This is a genomic window from Arthrobacter sp. CJL-S3 (genome assembly GCF_056711635.1).
This window is the reverse complement of sequence record NZ_CM160046.1, coordinates 3,867,034-3,884,009: the sequence shown is the minus strand read 5'-3', so window position 1 is coordinate 3,884,009 and position 16,976 is coordinate 3,867,034. Positions and strand designations below refer to the sequence as shown.

General features: G+C 65.5%; 13 protein-coding genes. 8 read left to right on the top strand and 5 right to left on the bottom strand.

The genetic code is table 11. The annotated features are described in order from the left end of the window. Positions 1–100 precede the first annotated feature (100 nt). Positions 101–982, top strand: coding sequence for a LysR family transcriptional regulator (locus AC06G6_RS17855; protein WP_479824338.1), 882 nt, complete (start codon positions 101–103; stop codon positions 980–982). A gap of 65 nt (positions 983–1,047) precedes the next feature. Here AC06G6_RS17855 and AC06G6_RS17850 read toward each other — a convergent pair whose 3' ends face one another. Then, positions 1,048–1,851: an SDR family NAD(P)-dependent oxidoreductase gene (locus AC06G6_RS17850; protein WP_479824336.1), complete on the bottom strand. Its 804-nt coding sequence runs from the start codon at positions 1,849–1,851 to the stop codon at positions 1,048–1,050. Positions 1,852–2,016: 165 nt separating this feature from the next. Here AC06G6_RS17850 and AC06G6_RS17845 point away from each other — a divergent pair, with 165 nt between their 5' ends. Then, the gene (locus AC06G6_RS17845; RefSeq protein WP_479824335.1) at positions 2,017–2,796 is read left to right on the top strand and encodes an ion transporter; all 780 of its coding nucleotides are present in this window, start codon (positions 2,017–2,019) and stop codon (positions 2,794–2,796) included. A gap of 61 nt (positions 2,797–2,857) precedes the next feature. On the opposite strand, the gene AC06G6_RS17840 is transcribed toward AC06G6_RS17845, so the two are convergent. Continuing rightward, positions 2,858–3,808, bottom strand: coding sequence for a formylglycine-generating enzyme family protein (locus tag AC06G6_RS17840; RefSeq protein ID WP_479824333.1), 951 nt, complete (start codon positions 3,806–3,808; stop codon positions 2,858–2,860). Between the two features lie 272 nt (positions 3,809–4,080). Here AC06G6_RS17840 and AC06G6_RS17835 point away from each other — a divergent pair, with 272 nt between their 5' ends. Next, positions 4,081–6,441 (top strand): arylsulfatase, encoded by a 2,361-nt coding sequence (locus AC06G6_RS17835; protein ID WP_479824330.1) that lies wholly within the window; start codon positions 4,081–4,083, stop codon positions 6,439–6,441. A 63-nt stretch (positions 6,442–6,504) separates the two neighbouring features. Here AC06G6_RS17835 and AC06G6_RS17830 read toward each other — a convergent pair whose 3' ends face one another. The 3 genes from AC06G6_RS17830 to AC06G6_RS17820 form a co-directional block, all read right to left on the bottom strand. Next, positions 6,505–7,647 (bottom strand): amidohydrolase family protein, encoded by a 1,143-nt coding sequence (locus tag AC06G6_RS17830; protein ID WP_479824327.1) that lies wholly within the window; start codon positions 7,645–7,647, stop codon positions 6,505–6,507. Next, positions 7,647–9,011: a type I glutamate--ammonia ligase gene (locus tag AC06G6_RS17825; RefSeq protein WP_479824325.1), complete on the bottom strand. Its 1,365-nt coding sequence runs from the start codon at positions 9,009–9,011 to the stop codon at positions 7,647–7,649. Before AC06G6_RS17825 ends, AC06G6_RS17830 begins: the two co-directional genes overlap by 1 nt. Positions 9,012–9,091: 80 nt before the next feature. Beyond that, complete coding sequence (locus AC06G6_RS17820) at positions 9,092–9,421, bottom strand: hypothetical protein (RefSeq protein ID WP_479824323.1); 330 nt, start codon at positions 9,419–9,421, stop codon at positions 9,092–9,094. Between the two features lie 137 nt (positions 9,422–9,558). On the opposite strand from AC06G6_RS17820, the gene AC06G6_RS17815 reads away from it, so the two are divergent. From AC06G6_RS17815 to AC06G6_RS17795, 5 genes are all read left to right on the top strand, one after another. Next, positions 9,559–10,314, top strand: coding sequence for an alpha/beta fold hydrolase (locus tag AC06G6_RS17815; protein ID WP_479824321.1), 756 nt, complete (start codon positions 9,559–9,561; stop codon positions 10,312–10,314). 76 nt (positions 10,315–10,390) lie between these two features. Next, positions 10,391–11,923 carry an FAD-dependent oxidoreductase gene (locus tag AC06G6_RS17810; protein ID WP_479824319.1) on the top strand — a complete coding sequence of 511 codons (1,533 nt, stop codon included), beginning with the start codon at positions 10,391–10,393 and terminating at the stop codon, positions 11,921–11,923. 656 nt (positions 11,924–12,579) lie between these two features. Beyond that, positions 12,580–14,682, top strand: coding sequence for a chloride channel protein (locus AC06G6_RS17805; protein WP_479824317.1), 2,103 nt, complete (start codon positions 12,580–12,582; stop codon positions 14,680–14,682). Then, the gene (gad, locus tag AC06G6_RS17800) at positions 14,682–16,061 is read left to right on the top strand and encodes a glutamate decarboxylase (RefSeq protein WP_479824315.1); all 1,380 of its coding nucleotides are present in this window, start codon (positions 14,682–14,684) and stop codon (positions 16,059–16,061) included. Before AC06G6_RS17805 ends, gad begins: the two co-directional genes overlap by 1 nt. 124 nt (positions 16,062–16,185) lie before the next feature. Next, positions 16,186–16,884 (top strand): GntR family transcriptional regulator, encoded by a 699-nt coding sequence (locus AC06G6_RS17795; protein WP_479824313.1) that lies wholly within the window; start codon positions 16,186–16,188, stop codon positions 16,882–16,884. Positions 16,885–16,976: the final 92 nt, after the last annotated feature.

The following is a 16,976-nucleotide window of genomic DNA, read 5'->3' as shown; positions in this document are numbered from 1 at the left end:
CGACCATAAGGGGAGCTATCGATCCAAGTCCAAGCTAATCTGCGCACTCAACAATCCAGTAAAGGTATGAATGTTTTCCCTGCCCCAGTTAGAAGCTTTCGTGGCCGTCGCGGAAGAGCTCCACTTCGGAGCCGCCGCTGAGCGGCTCAACATGACGCAGCCGCCCCTGAGCCGCCAGATTCAGGTGCTGGAAAAGAAGCTGGGAACGCAACTCTTCAGCCGCTCCAGCAGAAAAGTGGAGCTGACCGCCGCAGGCGCCACTCTTCTTCCGAGGGCGCGGCAGATTCTGGACATGTGTATCAAGACGGACCTGGATGTCCGACGCGTCTCCTCCGGCGAGGCAGGCGCCATCACCGTGGGGTACACGGCCATAGCCGGGCAAAGTGCGTTGCCGCTAATGTTGCGGCGGGCCGCGGAGGGGATGCCGGGAGTGTCCTTTGTGCTTCGGGAACTGGTCTCGACGGACCAGATGGACGGGCTCGTGAAGGGCAGCGTGGACATCGGACTGCTGCGCCCCATCGTGGCTCGGCCCGGCATCGTGTCCCGGCCGCTGATGCAGGACCGTATGGTGGTGGCGCTGCCCGAGGGCAGTTCCCTGCTGGGCAACATGGCAGCGCCGCGGGGCGGGCCGCTGCCGCTTGGATCCCTCGACAGGCTGCCCTTGTTGATGTACTCCACCAAGGAGGCGCGATACTTCCATGATCTAGTGCTCCGGCTCTTCGCCAGTGCCGGTGCGCACGCGAACGTTACCCAGTACGCGAGCCAGGTCCCGGCTCTCCTGGCCTTCGTGCAGGCGGGCTTGGGGGTGACGCTGGTCCCTGCTTCGGCCATGGCGTTCGCTCCCGCAGGCGTGGAATTCCACGAAATTGACGGACGCCGTGGCATCCAGGAGCTGAACCGCGTGGATCTGGAGATGGCATGGAACGAGGAAACAGCCAACCCGGCCGTCCTCAGGCTTCTCAAACTCATCGAGACGTTCTGACCCGGCGCCTTGGTTGTTCCGCACCCGGCTCGGGATCTCGGGTCGACGCCTAGGGAAGTTTGTATCTAGATGTCTGCCAGGGTCAGGGACGGCGGGGACTTTCCGTCGATGTCCAGCACGCCGAACTCCTTCGCGACCGCGGCGGCGACGAGCACCTGGCCGGTGCGGGACATCAGGGCCGGATCGTGGAACAGCGCGTTGATCACGCGGCCGATGAACTCGGGGCTCTCGCTGGTCGAGACATCGAACGCGCCGCTCTTCGCCGCCGCCAGCACCGTCTCGGTTCGCACCAGGCCCGGGTAGAGCGAGATCACCGGGATGTCGAACGGTTTCAGCTCGACGGCCATGTCGGACGTCATCTTGTCCGTCGCCGCTTTGGCGATGCCGTAGATCGTGTTGCCGAGGTGACGCTGCGCGGCCCAGAAGCTGATGTCGACGATCAAGCCGCGGCGCCGCGGCGTCATCAGGCGCGCCGCGTGCGCCGAACAGACAAAGGCGGCGCGGACGCCGGCGTCCATCATGCCGGTCCAGCGGTGCATCGGCTGCTCCCAAAACGGCGCAGGCCACGTGAACGCGCCGCCTTCGACCATCTTCTCGTAGCCTCCCCAGGCGCAATTGACGAGGAGATCGAGGCGGCCGCCCTCGGACCGGATCACGTCAAACACCCGCGCCGTCTCTTCGTCGTTGAGATGGTCGCAGCGCAGCCGCCGTATCTCCGGCGGCAGATCCGCCTGGTCGATCGAACGGCCCGTGCCGTACACCCGAAACCCCGCGGCCAGGAGGCCGAGCGCGATGCCCCGGCCCACCCCTCGGCTCGCCCCGGTCACAAGCGCCACGTTTCCCGGCGCCTCGTCGCGTTCGCTGGTCATGCCAAGCTGCCCCGCTTAATTTTTTGGGTCCTTGACCCCATCGTAAGCCGGAGCCGGCGCCATGGGCACGGCGCCCGATTACGCTTCGTTCGCGAATCAAGGTCCCGTCGGCCCGGGTGAAAAAAGGTGTCGGCCATGCCGCTGCTTGCGTGCCAGAATCCTCACATGACCAACGAACGCAGTGAACTGAAGAGCATAGGATACGAGATCTTCATCGGTATCCTTTCGATCCTGTCGATCGTCAATCTCGTGCTCTTGAATGTTGTGCAGGAGGCGTCGCTCGACACCGTGCTGACGGTGATGAACGCCCTTTTCAGCGTGATCTTCGTCCTCGACTTTCTCTACCGGATTGTCACCGCACCATCGGCGGGCGCCTATTTCTTCAGGCACTTCGGCTGGGCCGACCTGTTGGCCAGTGTGCCTTTGGCGCAGTTCAAGATCCTGCGGGTCTTCCGGCTGGTCAGGGTGTACCGCCTGCTCCGCGGTGTCGGCGTCCGCAGGGTCGGCCGCGCTCTCGTCAAAGACCGCGCCGGCAGCTCCCTCTACGTGCTGCTGCTCATGGGCATTTTCGTGCTGGAATTCGGAAGCCTCACGATCCTCGGCGTCGAGCAGGGCGCCCCGGGGGCCAACATCACGACCGCCTCGGACGCCCTCTGGTACACGATCGTCACGATCTCGACAGTTGGATACGGTGACCAGTATCCGGTCACCGATGCGGGCCGCCTGATCGGGACAGGCATCATCGTCGTCGGTGTCGGCATCTTCGGTACGTTCACCGGCTACCTGGCCAATTTCTTCCTGTCTCCCAAGAAGAAGTCCTCCGCACCGCCCGTCGCTGAGGCCGGCTCGGGGACCGCGACGGTTGAAGGTCTCCGCCTGAGCCTCGAAGAGTCCGAAGCGAAGCTTGCCGAGATCAGAAAGCTGCTGGCCGGGCCAACCCAGTGAACGTCGGCCCATAGTCACGCCGGAATATTGCCGCGGTGGCGATTCTTCCGGCACCCCGCCCCTACGGATCCGGATCCAGGGATCGCGCGCACCGGAAGCCGATATGAGAGGTTGCCGTGTCCTCGGCCTGCGGGGAACGCGCTGCCGGGCGGTAACGCAGGCAGTACTCCGGAGCGCACAGGTGTGAGCCTCCCTTGAGTACGCGGCGCGGGATGCCGGACCCGGGCTCCACGCTTTCGGCGGCCTCATCCCGCTGCGGGGTGCAGGCGCACCCGCTTACCCGGTCGTGAGCCCCTGCCCCTGCGACGGGGTCGTGGCGGGCCGAATAGTAGCTTCTCGTCCATTCCCAAACGTTGCCGATCATGTCGGAGAGCCCGTACCCGTTTGGTGGGAACGTCCCGACCGGGGACGTTCCCTTCCACCCGTTCGCGCCCGTCTGGACGTACGGGAAACGCCCCTGCCACGTGTTGGCCATCAGCACACCGTCCGGGCTGGCCTCGTCTCCCCACGCATAGGTGAACGCGTCGGATAGTCCGCCCCTGGCCGCAAATTCCCACTCGGCTTCGTCCGGCAGCCGTTTGCCGGCCCAGGCCGCATAAGCACCGGCGTCCGCGAAGGACACCTGCACGGCGGGGTGGTCATCCCTGCCTTCGATTGAGGACCCGGGGCCCAGTGGCTGCTGCCAGCACGCGCCCGGAACCCAGCGCCACCACTGTCTCCAGTCGCTCAGGTCCACCGGCCCGGGTGAAGGCGTGAAAACCAAACCGCCCGGAGCCAGGTCCCGGGGTGACAGGTCGGGAAATTCCGTCGGGTCCAGCGGCCTCTCGGCCACTGTCAGGTAACCCGTGGCCGCAACAAAAACGGCGAATTCCGCGTTGGTGACCGGACGCTCATCGAGCTCGAAGGCCGGTACGCGGACGCGGTGCGCGGGTCCCTCGTCGGGGTAGAAGGCGTCCGATCCCATCAGGAACTCACCGGCCGGAATATGCAGCATCGTCGGCGTTTCAGGCATGCCGGGCGTTGTCCTTCCCGTTCCGCATGCGCCAGCTGCTCCGTCCGGTGGGGACCGGACGCTGCCGGCGCGCCATGGCTTGAGCTGATGCTACTTGCTATCGCGCCAGGGTTCCAGACGCCGTCGGAAGCATAAAGGGATGGTGAAGCGGGCGCGGAAGCCTATCCTGCGCGTCCCGGCCAACAGGTTCATTCCTGGCGGGTGAGGCGGAGGCCGACGGGGCGGCGCAGAGTAGGTGGCAAACCAGCAAAACAACAACCCAGGGGAGTCCCATGTCAATCACGGAGTACACACCAGGTGACCGGTTCCCCGGCGTGGCCGGGCGGACGGTCTTGGAGTCGGAGCCGGCCTGGCCCGCTCCGCAACGGGCCCCGGAAGGTGCACCGAACGTGCTGCTTGTCGTGCTCGACGACGTGGGCTACGGACAGCTCTCCTGCTTCGGTGGACTTGTTGAGACACCGAACATCGACCGTGTCGCAGCGATGGGCCTGCGGTACGCGAACATGCACACGCCCGCGTTATGTTCACCGAGCCGGTCGTGCATCCTGACCGGCCGCAACCATCATTCCAACGGTGTCGCCTGCGTCATGGAGCTGGCAACCGGCTTCCCCGGTTACGACGGGCGGATGCCGTTCGAGAACGGCCTGCTGCCCGAGATGTTGATCGACCACGGCTACAACACGTTCTGCGTGGGCAAGTGGCATTTGTCGCCGTCGGAGGACAACTCCCCGGCCGGTCCGTTCCACCGCCGGCCCCTCGGGCGCGGATTCGAGCGCTACTACGGGTTCCTTGGCGGAGAGACCAACCACTGGTATCCCGACCTCATCCAGGACAACGCATCGGTGCGGCAGCCGCGGCTGCCGGAGGACGGATACCACCTGAGCGAAGATCTGGCGGACCAGGCGATCAAGATGATCCTGGACAGCGAAGCCAACGCGCCGGAGAAGCCGTTCTTTCTGTACTACGCCACCGGGGCGGGGCACGCCCCGCACCACGTGCCGAAGGACTGGGCGGACCGCTACCGCGGCAGGTTCGATGAAGGTTGGGACTCGTACCGCGAAACGGTGTTCGCCCGGCAAAAGAAGATCGGCCTGTTCCCGGGCGACGCCAAACTATCGCCACGTGACCCCGATGTCCCGGAGTGGAAGTCGCTGAGCGACGACGAGCGCCGGCTGTATGCCCGCATGATGGAGGTCTACGCCGGATTCGTCTCGCACGCGGACCACCACCTCGGACGCGTGCTGGACACGCTCGAGCAGATCGGCGAGCTCGAGAACACCCTGGTCATGGTCATCTCAGACAACGGCGCCTCGGCCGAAGGCGGCGTGTCGGGCTCCTTCAACGAGATGCTGTTCTTCAATCAGGTCCCCGTGAACTTCGACGACAATCTTGCCATGATCGACGAGCTGGGCGGTCCGCGGACGTACAACCACTACCCGTGGGGCTGGACCTGGGCGGGCAACACGCCGTTCCGCCGCTGGAAGGGCGAGACGTACCGCGGCGGGGCGACCGACCCGTTCGTCGTCGCCTGGCCGGCGAGGATCACGGCCCGCGGCGAAGTCCGCGGACAGTACGCCCACGCGATCGACCTGGTGCCGACCGTTCTCGACGCCCTCGGTGTTCAGCCGCCGGCCGCTGTGCGTGGAGTCACCCAGGCACCGCTCGAAGGGGTCAGCTTCGCCGGATCCTTCGACGCAGCGGACGCGCCGACCGGCCACACGACGCAGTACTTCGAGATGTTCGGTCACCGGGCCATCTACCACAACGGGTGGCGGGCCGTGTGTCCCTGGCCGGGGCCGAATTACACGGAGGCCGCAGTCATGGGCCGCCGGGTGGGTGCGCCGATCACACCGGAGGTCCTCGAGCAGCTCGACGCGAGCGGATGGGAGCTCTACGACATCAACGAGGATCCCACGGAGGCATCCAATGTCGCCGCCGGGCACCCCGAGCAGCTGCGCGAGCTGATTGCCCTCTGGTGGGAGGAAGCCGAGAAGCACAAAGTTCTGCCGCTGGACGGCTCGCTACAGGCACGTCTGGCAACGGAGCGTCCGCAGACATCGAGGCCCCGCACCCGGTTCATCTATCGCCCGCACACCTCCTCGGTCCCGGCCTTCGCGGCGCCACCGATCCACAACCGGCCCCACTCCATCGAGGCCGACGTCGAGATCCCGGCCGACGGCGCAAGTGGCGTGCTCATCGCGCAGGGTGGAGATGCCGGCGGCTACACCTTCTTCGTGGAAGACGGACGCCTGCGGTACCTGTACAACTACGTCGGACGCGAACAGTTCGAGGTTTCCTCGTCCGAACCGCTCCTTCCGGGACGGCACTCCGTCCGCTACGAATTCGAGCCCACCGGTCAGCCTGACTTCAAGGTCGGCAAAGGAACGCCCGGACGCGCCCAGCTCTACATCGACGGCAAACTCGTTGGAAACGCAGACTTCCCCTACACCACGCCGCACGTATTCGAGCTCGAGGGCCTCAGCTGTGGCTACGACTTTGGCGCCCCGGCCGCCGGGAGCTACAAGCCGCCGTTCACGTTCACGGGCACGATCCACTCGGTCACCGTCGAGGTGTCGGGCGAGCTGATCGGCGACAGCGACGCCGCTATAGCCCGACTGATGGCGCAGCAGTAAGGCGGGCTCGAGGGGCGGGTTGAGTCTTGGGCGGTCTGGTTGCCCGGGACCTCGGGTCGGCGCTCAGGGGAGCCCGTATACGCGGCGGGCGTTGTCGCGTGCGACGAGTTGCACGATCCTGCGGGCGTCCGCCTCGGAGCAGTCGTCGTCGTCGATCCAGCCGCCGACAACCTTGGTGATGGCGTTGCGCCACAGCCTCGCTCCGAGGTAGTGGAGTTCGGCCGGGCCGAAGGCGTCGGAGGAGTAAAGAACTTTCGTGAAGGGAGCCAGCTCGAACGAGCGGGCCACCAGGTCCCGGCTCCGTGACCCGGTGAAGTTCACGGCGAGGCCCACATCGATGTAGACGTTTTCGAAGGCGTGGGCCAGATAGCCCGCCTCACGCTCGAACGGGTAGCAGTGCAGCAGCATGATGGGTGTGTCCCGGACTTCGGGGGTCCGCAGAAAATCCAAGAGGTACAGCGGGTTGGTCCTGTGGAGGTCCAGGTCGCGGTCACCGAATCCCACATGGAATTGCAGCGGGAGCTTCATCGACACCGCCGTGTGGATCCCGTGGGCAATGAGTGTCACATCGGTGAGCTTCGCGTTGGTGCCGGGGGACAGGTTCTCCCGCCAGCGGCGGGCTGCTTCGACGACTGCGGCCGGCGAAGGCCGGCTGAGATTCCGGTCGAAACCCGCGCGGTAGGCGAGAACTGTTTTGACGCCGACCGCGCCGAGGGCGAGTTCTCGAAGCCGCTGGCCGAACTCGTCGGCGTAATCTGCCGGGTTCGGAATCTCCCGGATCAGCGACTCGGCGACCAGCTCCAGCCGGACGATCTCGTGGGTTCGCCCGCCGGAGACCCCGGCCATGCCGGCCGTGCCGAGGTAGTCAGCGGCATCCAGGCCGGTATCGATCAGCCAGTCGCTCACGCCGGCAGCGCGGGTCATGCGCCGGCACACCTCGAGTTCCCCAAGCTCGGAGCGCCGGCTCCAGTAGTCCTCCGGTGAGGCGTGCCGGGGCAGATCAAGGATGCCGCTGCACCAGCGCCGGATGGCGAGCCCGATTTGGGTGGTGTAGGTGTCCTCGGGGTTGGCGAGTGGTTCGGTGTTTCCTTCGTTGAGCGAGTTCTGGAAGCGTGCCTCATCACCGTCGGCGTGAAACGCGCCATGCACGTGGTGATCAATCAGGCCGACGTGCTCGACGAAGTCCGGGAAGGAACCGCCCGCCATCAGATCGACCAGGCCAGTCGAAAGCGTTCAGAAAGCTCGTCCGGCGTGAGTTCCGCGGAGATCCGCTGTTCGTAGCGCCGGACGGCCACCGTGGCATCGACGATGGCATCTCCCAGAAGCCCGCGTGCGAGGCGTGACTTGTCCAGCGTGTCGATGATGGCGGCGGGGGAGTCCGAGAGCAGCCGGACGTTGGCCCGACGCCGCTCGTCCTCCGAAAGCCGTCCGGGGTCACCCGGGATCTCTGCCGGAAGCCTGCGCCCGCCGCGGATGCCGTCAAGGGCGAGCGCAAGGATGGCTGCGGACGCCAGATAGACGTTGGCCGACGGGTCGATGATTTTCACCTCGATGTTGGCTCCGTGCGGATTGCTCTCGCCCTCGTTCAAGAAGCGGACCGAGGCTTCCCGGTTTTCCAGGCCCCAGCACAACCAGGCGCCCGACCACGTGCCGGGTGCCAGGCGGCTTCCGGATAAGACTGATCCCGTGAGGAATCCCTGGATCTCGGGGAGTCCGGCGATGATTCCTGCCATGGCCGCGCCTCCCTCGGCGGAGATGCCGTGCGGTCCGCTGCCCCCGGAGAGCAGCGGCAGGCCGTTCCTGTGGAGCGACAAGTGCTGGTGGGCGCCGTTTCCGACGGTGCCGGCAAAGGGCAGCGGGGAGAATGAGGCCTGCATGCCGTGGGCGCGGGCGACGATGCCAACGATGATCTTGGAAAGGACCACGCTGTCCGCGGCCTGAACCGGCGAAGCAGGGGGAAGGGAAAACTCGAACTGGTTTCTGCCGTACTCGGCGTGGATCTGCTCCATCGGAATGCCGGCATGGTTCAGCAATGACAACAGGTCATCGAGAAATTCCGACCGGTCCAGAAGGCCGGTTGCCCCGTACGGAACCCAGGGTGTGTTTTCCAGCGCTGAACCGTCCGGGGCGACGAGGAAGAATTCAAGTTCGTGGCCCACGGATGCCTGGTATCCGGCCTCGTCCAGGCTACCGTTCACAGTGGCCAGAAGGCCGCGGGCACAGGCCGGAGACGCGGCTCCGTCCTGTTCGAACAGGCTGCCCGGCGCCCAGGCCCGGCCACCCTGCAGGACACGGAGTCCCGCGATATCGATCTTGAGGCGCATATCGCCGACGGTGGTGATGCTGTCCGTGAAAGCTATCCCGCCGTCGATGGTGAACACATGCCAGACGGGGGCAGCACCCATCCCGGACTGCTGGAAGATCTTGAGCCGCGCTACCGGGACGCTCTTGGCCAGTGTGATGCCCGAAGCGTTCACCACGGTGCCGATCACGGTGCGGACGCCGGCCTCTTGGAGCTCGTGTTGAGCCTTGGCAACAGCGGAATCGCCGGCTGAAGCGAATTCACTCATGCGCCTATCATGCGGCGCCTCCCCGCCCAATGAAAGGTTCGAAAGCTGCGCCGGCTGTTAGCTTGTCCCGCTCAGCAGGTTCATTCCTGCGCGCTGAGGTTCCAATGGATTCGGATGGCCTCAGCAATTGGGCCGGCGGTGACGTCGACCCGGAAAGCAACGGGCGCGGTCCCCGTCTCTTCGATGACCGAGTCACGGTAGACACGGCCGCAGGAGGGACACAGGGTGTAGAGATCCTCATCCGCCGGCCATTCCGCCAGCCCGGCGGGAACCGGGGTGCTGTCTCCGATGTGGACGGGAACACCTTGGACGTTGGCCTGAATCAGCCCGTCCTTGCTGACGGTATTGCCGCACACGCAGGTGATGGTGGTGACATCATGATCGATTACATCGGCGGTTTCAGAGTCCATGATGACCTTCCCGGCGCTGGAAAAGACGTTCTGGTATTAGCTTATGCCTGCCGATCCATGGCCGCACCGGAACGGGATTCGGGACTACACTCGACAAACTCTCTGATTACCGTCACCGGCTACACCTGGAGGACGACATGAACAGCGTCAAATCAGCGGACGGGACGATCATTGCCGTCGACAGAACGGGAACCGGGCCGGCACTTATTGTGGTGGTGGGGGCCTTCTGCGATCGTCACTCGAAGAATTCGCTGGCCACAGCTCTCGCGGACCGGTACACGGTCTTCCAGTACGACCGCCGAGGCCGAGGTGACAGCGGACCGGTCGGTGATGTCACGGTCGAACGCGAGATCGAGGACTTCGCCGCCGTCGTCGCGCAGACAGGGGAGGAGCCATTCGTCTTCGGTGACTCCTCAGGGGGCGCCATTGCCATCGCGGCAGCAGCCGCTGGGGTCGAAGTTCGAAAGATCGCCACCCACGAGGTGCCGTTCACCCAAGGTCCCAGCTTCGAATTCGCGGATCAACTTGCGGCATTGGTCGCGTCCGGCGACCGGAGCGAGGCAGTGGAGCGTTTCCTGAAGCTGATGGGAATTCCCCCGGAAGCCATCGAGGGCATGAAGCAGGGACCGGGCTGGCGCCAGATGGAATCCTATGCGGCAACTCTTCCCATCGACGTCAGGCTGTGCAACGACGGCCGCATCCCACAAGACCAGCTGGCCAAGGTCCTGGTTCCCCTCCTGGCCATCGCCGGTGATCGAGGGCCCTGGGCGGTGAACGTAGCGAACGACATCGCAGAAGCAGCGCCGAAGGGCGAGTCACGGATTCTGGCTGGCTACGGGCATGACGTGCCTGACGCCGTGCTCAGCGGGGTCTTGTCGACATTCTTCACCTGATGCCGCCTGCTCCGATGGGACCGCGGGACAGCGCGCTGCCCGCAGCAGTATGGTGTGCTCCTAGAAGGGGGCTGTTATGAGTGGGATGCTGCAAGGGCAAGCCATTTCCCTATGGCTTGCCACCGCTGCCGGCACGGGCTATCCCTCGCTCAGTACCGACCTCGACGTCGACGTCGCGGTAATCGGCGGTGGCGTTGCCGGTCTGACGGCAGCGCTGGCCTTGAAGCGCGCTGGTCAATCGGTCGCGGTCATCGAGGCGGCGCGCGTCGGTACAGGCGTCACCGGCCACACCACCGGCAAGGTCACCTCCCTGCATCGCTTGGTGTACACCGAGCTTGCCGGGCGCCACGGCCCTGACACGGCGCGCCGCTACGGGGAGGCGAACCAGGCGGCCGTCGAGCACATCGCCCGCGTCGTCTCGGACGAGGGCATTGACTGCGGTTTCCGCCGCGTACCTAACTTCACTTATGCGGAAACAGACGAGGCCCTGAGCCTCGTCCGGGATGAGGCGGCGCTGGCCGCCAGGCTCGGCCTTCCTTCCGTCTTTACCGCGGATGTGCCCCTGCCTTTCGCCGTCAAGGGAGCCGTCCGCTTTGACAATCAGGTGCAGATCCACGCCGTGAGATACGTGCAGGGCCTGGCCCGCGCGGTCGACGGCGGTGGCAGTTTTGCGTTTGAGGAGTCCAGGGCCCTTTCGCTCCGGGACGGATCGCCGGTTGTCGTGGGGACAGAGCGGGGTTCGCTCCGCGCGCGGGATGTAATCGTGGCCACCAATGTGCCCTTCGGTGACCATGGAAGTTTTGCCGAGAAGTCCTTCCTGCACCGTTCCTACGTCGTCGCCAGCCGGGCGGGGTCCCCTCAACTGGAGGGGACCTACATCAGTGTCGACGAGCCGATGCGATCGATTCTGGGCGTCGAGATCGATGGCGCCAGCTACGTGCTCGCCGGCGGCGAAGGCCACCGGCCCGAAGACTCCGACGACACCGCAGAGCGGTATCGCCGGCTGGCAGCTTTCAGCCGTGACCGTCTCGGCACCCATGAGCCCGCATTCCGCTGGTCCACCCAGGACAGCATTTCCGTAGATGGCCTCCCGTATGTGGGCCTCATGTCCCCGGACTCCACCCACATCCATGTGATCACCGGGTTGCGGAAGTGGGGCCTGACGAACGGCTCCGCGGCGGCCCTGATTCTGGCCGACAGCCTGTGCGGCCGGGCGAATCCTTGGGCGCGGATGTTCGACAGCACCCGGACGCCACGGGCCGAGGCCACGGCGCCTGCACTCCCGAGCGTTTCGACCCCGCCCGGGCCACAGCATGTGGCGCCGGATCAGGAAGACAAGGGTGCTCCCGTAGTTCCTGCCCCGGGGGAAGGCGCAGTCATCGACCGGGGAGGCGAAAAGATCGCTGTCTATACTGATCCGGCCGGTAGAGTGCGGTCGGTCTCGGCGACCTGCACGCATTTGGGCTGCACTGTCGAGTTCAATGTCACCGATAAGACCTGGGACTGCCCCTGCCACGGTTCGCGGTTTGCCACCGACGGCACGGTCATTCAGGGTCCTGCCAGCACCAACCTCGCCCCTCGCCCCATTTCCGGGGATGAGCTGCTTTAGCCGGTCCCTGCCGCGGTCACGCGGCCCGCCTCGCTGTAAGGTGCGGGCGGCGGTGTCCGTGGCGGGCGTCCAACGGATGTGTGGGAAGGGTTTTAGCTCCGGACTCCGTGAGTGTCCGAAGCGCCTCCGGGGAGTTGGTATGCAGGAGGTCCAGGTCCAACTGAACGGCAAATCCGGGCAGGACTCGGCCGGCGCGCCCCACTACTGCGAGGAGGCCGCGGACGTTGTCGGGGGTGAGTCTTCCGGCAGGTCTAAGAGTGACGGTCGTTGCGTCCATGTCGACGGCAACGGTGACGGCGAGCTTGGTGGTCATAGGGAAAGTTCCTCTACGAAGCACTGACGGCCGCTTGCTTGACCTCCTTTCAGCGTACCGAGAGTGCCGGACGCCACCAGCCGTTTGTGAGACACATCACATGAGACTCTTGGTTCCCTTTCACCCGCTTTGGGTGATGACTGCCCCCGCTTGGAGCGCTAAATTTGCGAACGTGTGATTGACCGGTCTCAACTCCTTGTGAAACCCCACTGAAGGCTCCCGCCGTCTGGCGGACGGCCAGCGGAAGGAGAGGGATGCTCAACGGTTACCACGGGCGCACCCAACCTGTTCCCCGCGCGATGTTCTGCTCGTTGATCGTCGGTGACTCCCGGGGTGGACGGGAATGAGCCAGCCTGCCGCGCCGCCGCCCGGTATCGATCCGGTCGCCGTGATTCGTTCCAGGCCGTACATCGCCGCGCTCGTGCTGGCAGCGGTCCTGGGCGTTCCCATCTCGGTCATTGCGTACGGTTTTCTCGCCTTTGTCGCGGCGCTCCAGCGGTTCGTCTTCGTCGGGCTGCCGAATCAGGTCTTCGGGGGTTCTGCTCCTGCGTGGTGGCCGGTTCCGTGGTTGGTGCTGTGTGGGCTGTTGACGGCGTTGACCATCCGCTATCTGCCGGGAACCGGGGGCCACTCTCCCGCTTTCGGGTTCAAGACGGGCGGCGGTCCGCCCAGCGGCCGGGAGCTCGTGGGCATCGTTCTCGCGGCACTGACCACGCTCAGCCTGGGTGCGGTGCTCGGGCCCGAAGGGCCGCTGATCGCGATCGGTGGCGGCCTCGGGGCGCTGGCGGTGCGCCTGGTGAAGAAGGACGCTCCGCCGATGTCCCTGACGATCATGGCGTCGGCCGGCAGCTTCGCAGCGATCAGTACCCTGCTGGGGTCTCCCGTGCTCGGCGCCTTCCTGATCATGGAGGCCGCCGGGATCGGCGGAATGACGCTGAGCCTCGTGGCTCTGCCCGGCCTGATTGCCTCCGGCGTCGGGGCCCTGGTGTTCGTCGGCCTGGACGGCTGGACCGGGCTGGGCAGCTTCTCGCTGGCGCTGCCCGTGGTGCCGCCCGCCGTGCCGCCGACGTTGGCGACGATGGGCTGGGCGGTGGTTATGGGTGCGGTCGGCGCGCTGCTGGGATGGCTGATCCGCTCAGTCGCGCTGTCGCTTCGCACGGTCGTGCATCTGAACCGGGTGTTGGTGACGTCCGCGCTCGGCCTGCTGATCGGTCTTACCGCGATGGCGTACCAGTTGATCTCCGGGCGCAGCTTCACGCAGGTGTTGTTCTCGGGGCAGGACGCACTGCCGGAGCTGGTCGAAAATGCCGCGGACTACTCGCTTGCGGTGCTGGTCCTGCTGATCGCTTGTAAGACCCTGGTCTACGGGCTATCGCTGAGCGCATTTCGTGGTGGTCCGGTGTTCCCGTCGATGTTCATCGGTGCGGCGCTCGGTATTGCCGCGAGTGGGTTGCCCGGAATGAATCTCGCGGCCGGGATCGGCATGGGCATGGGAGCGATGTGCGCGGCCATGCTGCGGCTGCCGTTGACCTCGACGCTGCTGGCCACGCTGCTGCTGGGGGTGGACGGTTTGGCGGTAACACCCCAGGTGGTGGTGGCTGTGGCGGTGGCCTTCGTGATCACCAATCTGCTCCCGGTCCCGGGCCCGACGGCGTCCGGGGCGCCTGACGGCGTCGGCGGCGTCCAACATCGGGGTGCCTCGACGGCCGGCCAGACAACTGAGAACGCGAGCGCGGGCCCGTCGACCGCACGGGACCGGTGGATCGCCTGGCTGTTCATCATTGGCTCGAGTCTGTTCGCCTTGGGGGCGGTGCCGTTCTACGTCGAGGCCGTGGGATTGCGCTGGTGCGCAGCCACATTCTTCGTCGGTTCGCTGTTCTTCACCTGTGCGGCGTTCCTGCAGTACCGGGAGGGCGTTGACGCGCTCCCGGCCGCGGGTGCCACGCGTCGCCATTCGTTCTGGGTGTGGGCGCCGCGGAATCTCGTGTGGCTCGCTGCCGCTGTTCAACTTGCGGGCACGCTGTGGTTCAACTGGAGCACGGGAAACGCCCTGCGGGACAATCTCAGCGCTGCGCTGACCGAGCAGCGGGTATGGCGACCCGACGCCCTGGGTTCCATCGCGTTCCTCATTGCCAGCGGTGTGGCGTTGCGGGAGGCCGGTCGCGGCGTGATTGCCGGCCGGCCCAAGCCCCGGTCGTGGAAGATCGGCGTGATCAATTTGGCCGGCTCTGTTGCGTTCGGCATCTCGGCTGTCGCGGCCTTTGTCATCCCGTCGAGCGGCAATGTCTTGAATGCCGAGCTGTCCAATCTCGGCACGCTCGTGGGAGCCCTGTGCTTCCTCGCCGGCGCGATCCTGATGCTGGGTCCGGTCCACCGCCGCCTCGGTTCCCGCGTATCGGGGACCTCATCCGGAACCCCTTTTCAACAGTCCCTGAAGGAGAAGTGATGTCACGAGATTTCCAGCCGGCGGATGCCGACGTGGCCCTGTTTGGCAACCGATTCGTCACCCAGGAGGTTCCGAGCCGGGAGTTCCCGGAGACCGGCATTCCTGCCCAGGACGCTTTGCGGCTGGTGGCGGAGGATCTGGCGCTGGAGGGTGATCCGGCCCGGAACCTGGCGACCTTCGTGACGACGTGGATGGAGCCGCAGGCCCAGCAGATCATCGCCGCGAACCTGCACCGGAATTTTATCGACCACGCCGAATATCCCCGCACGGCCGAGATTGAGCAGCGCTGCATCCGGATGCTCGCCGACCTCTTCCACGCGCCGGGCGAGACGACGGGCGCCCGAACCCAGGGATCGTCCGAGGCGATCATGCTCGGCGGTCTGTCCCTGAAGTGGAACTGGCGGAAGCGTCGCGAGACCGCCGGGGAGTCGACGTCGAGCCCGAACCTGGTGTTCGGCGGCGACGTGCACGTCGTGTGGGAGAAGTTCTGCCGCTACTTCGACGTCGAGCCGCGGATCGTGCCGCTGCAGCCCGGGAAGTACACGATCGGCCCGGAAGACGTGCAGGCGCATGTCGATGAGAACACCATCGGCGTCGCAGCCGTGCTGGGTACGACGTTCACCGGGCACAAGGATGACATAGTCGGCATCAACGACCTGCTGCTGCGGATCAAGCGCGAGCGGGGCCTTGATGTGCCGTTGCACGTGGACGGGGCCAGCGGGGGGTTCGTCTGGCCCTTCCTCTACCCGGACTCCAAGTGGGACTTCCGGCTCGAGCAGGTCCGTTCGATCAATGTCTCCGGGCACAAGTTCGGACTGGTCTACCCCGGCATCGGCTGGCTGATCTTCCGGGAGAAGGCCGACCTGGCCAAGGAACTGGTCTTCGAGGAGAACTACCTCGGCAAGACCGACTCGACCTTCACCTTGAACTTCTCCACCGGCTCGTCGATGGTTATCGCCCAGTACTACAACCTCGTGCGCTATGGCCGCACCGGCTACACCTACATCATGAAGAACATGCAGACCAACGCCCGCGTCCTCGCTGAGAAGTTGGAAGCCATGGGCCGATTCGAGATCATCGGCCCCGACGAGGAGCAACTTCCCCTCGTCGCGTTCCGGCTTGCCGCCGAAACCGGCTACGACGAGTTCGACATCGCCTGGCAGCTCTCGGCCGAGCGCGGCTGGATGGTGCCGGCATATACCCTGCCCCCGAACGCCCAAAACGTGACGATCATGCGGGCCCTGGTCAAGCAGACGATGAGCCGCGAGCACGTCGACACGCTCGCCCGGGACATCGAAGAGGCGTGCTCCACGCTGGCGAAGAAGGGCGGCGCGCACGAATCCGAACGCAACAAGATCATCACCGGACCCGGCCATTGACCCGGTGCTGACGTGGCACTCAGACGATGTTGTCCGGAGCAGGTTGTGTCCGGCGGGACTAACGGCCACGGATACCCGCCAGCTAGGATTCAGGTGTGAAAGCAGATGTGTTGGCGGTGGCGGCATGAGCGAGGACGCCGCCAAAGAGGTTAAGCGCCCTCCCACCGCCCAGGCTTTCGTCCTTTCCGAGCTGAGGCGCGCGATCATCGCCGGGGAGTTCCTGCCGGGACAGCCGCTTCGTCAGAACACTCTCGCCGAGCGATTCGGTGTCAGCCGTGTTCCGGTCCGCGAAGCTTTCAAGGTCCTCGAAAGCGAGGGCCAGGTGGTCTACGAGCCTCACCGCGGCCATAAAGTCGCCAGCCTATCGCTCACGGACCTCCTGGAGGTCTACCGGCTCAGGCAGCTGCTGGAATCCGAGGCCGCCCGGGTTGCCGTAGCGAACCGGAGCGACAGCGTGCTCGCCGCGATGAGGGCGGCCGCCAGGGACGTTGAACTGGCCAGCGCCGCCGGTGACCTGCTCAAGATGACCGAGGCGAACCGGCGGTTCCACTTCGAACTGTTGGCAGCGGCCCGCATGCCGCGTCTGGAACGGATCGTTCAGGTCCTGTGGGACGCGACTGAGGCGTACCGGTTCGTGTACTACGGGGCGGAAAGCAACCGGGCCAGAGTAGAGCGCGAACATGCGCGCATCGTCCAGGCATACGCGGAGGGCGACGCCGAGCTGCTCGTCGAGCTGATGGACGAGCACCGGGAGCACGCAGTGGATGCCCTCCGCACCTTTCTGGAAGTCCCGAGCACCCAAGGAACAAAAAAGATTGTGTGACATGGGTTACATCTGATTACAAAATTGGATACATTATCCAAATGGTCTTTCGAGCAACCCGCAATGATGCGGCTTCCAATGCAGGCACGGCG

Coding starts and splice junctions, on each gene's coding strand:
- AC06G6_RS17815 (WP_479824321.1), top strand. CDS start 9,559: ATGAACAGCGTCAAATCAGCGGACGGGACGATCATTGCCGTCGACAGA.
- AC06G6_RS17805 (WP_479824317.1), top strand. CDS start 12,580: ATGAGCCAGCCTGCCGCGCCGCCGCCCGGTATCGATCCGGTCGCCGTG.
- AC06G6_RS17835 (WP_479824330.1), top strand. CDS start 4,081: ATGTCAATCACGGAGTACACACCAGGTGACCGGTTCCCCGGCGTGGCC.
- AC06G6_RS17810 (WP_479824319.1), top strand. CDS start 10,391: ATGAGTGGGATGCTGCAAGGGCAAGCCATTTCCCTATGGCTTGCCACC.
- AC06G6_RS17845 (WP_479824335.1), top strand. CDS start 2,017: ATGACCAACGAACGCAGTGAACTGAAGAGCATAGGATACGAGATCTTC.
- AC06G6_RS17825 (WP_479824325.1), bottom strand. CDS start 9,011: ATGAGTGAATTCGCTTCAGCCGGCGATTCCGCTGTTGCCAAGGCTCAA.
- AC06G6_RS17850 (WP_479824336.1), bottom strand. CDS start 1,851: ATGACCAGCGAACGCGACGAGGCGCCGGGAAACGTGGCGCTTGTGACC.
- AC06G6_RS17830 (WP_479824327.1), bottom strand. CDS start 7,647: ATGGCGGGCGGTTCCTTCCCGGACTTCGTCGAGCACGTCGGCCTGATT.
- AC06G6_RS17820 (WP_479824323.1), bottom strand. CDS start 9,421: ATGGACTCTGAAACCGCCGATGTAATCGATCATGATGTCACCACCATC.
- AC06G6_RS17795 (WP_479824313.1), top strand. CDS start 16,186: ATGAGCGAGGACGCCGCCAAAGAGGTTAAGCGCCCTCCCACCGCCCAG.
- AC06G6_RS17840 (WP_479824333.1), bottom strand. CDS start 3,808: ATGCCTGAAACGCCGACGATGCTGCATATTCCGGCCGGTGAGTTCCTG.
- gad (WP_479824315.1), top strand. CDS start 14,682: ATGTCACGAGATTTCCAGCCGGCGGATGCCGACGTGGCCCTGTTTGGC.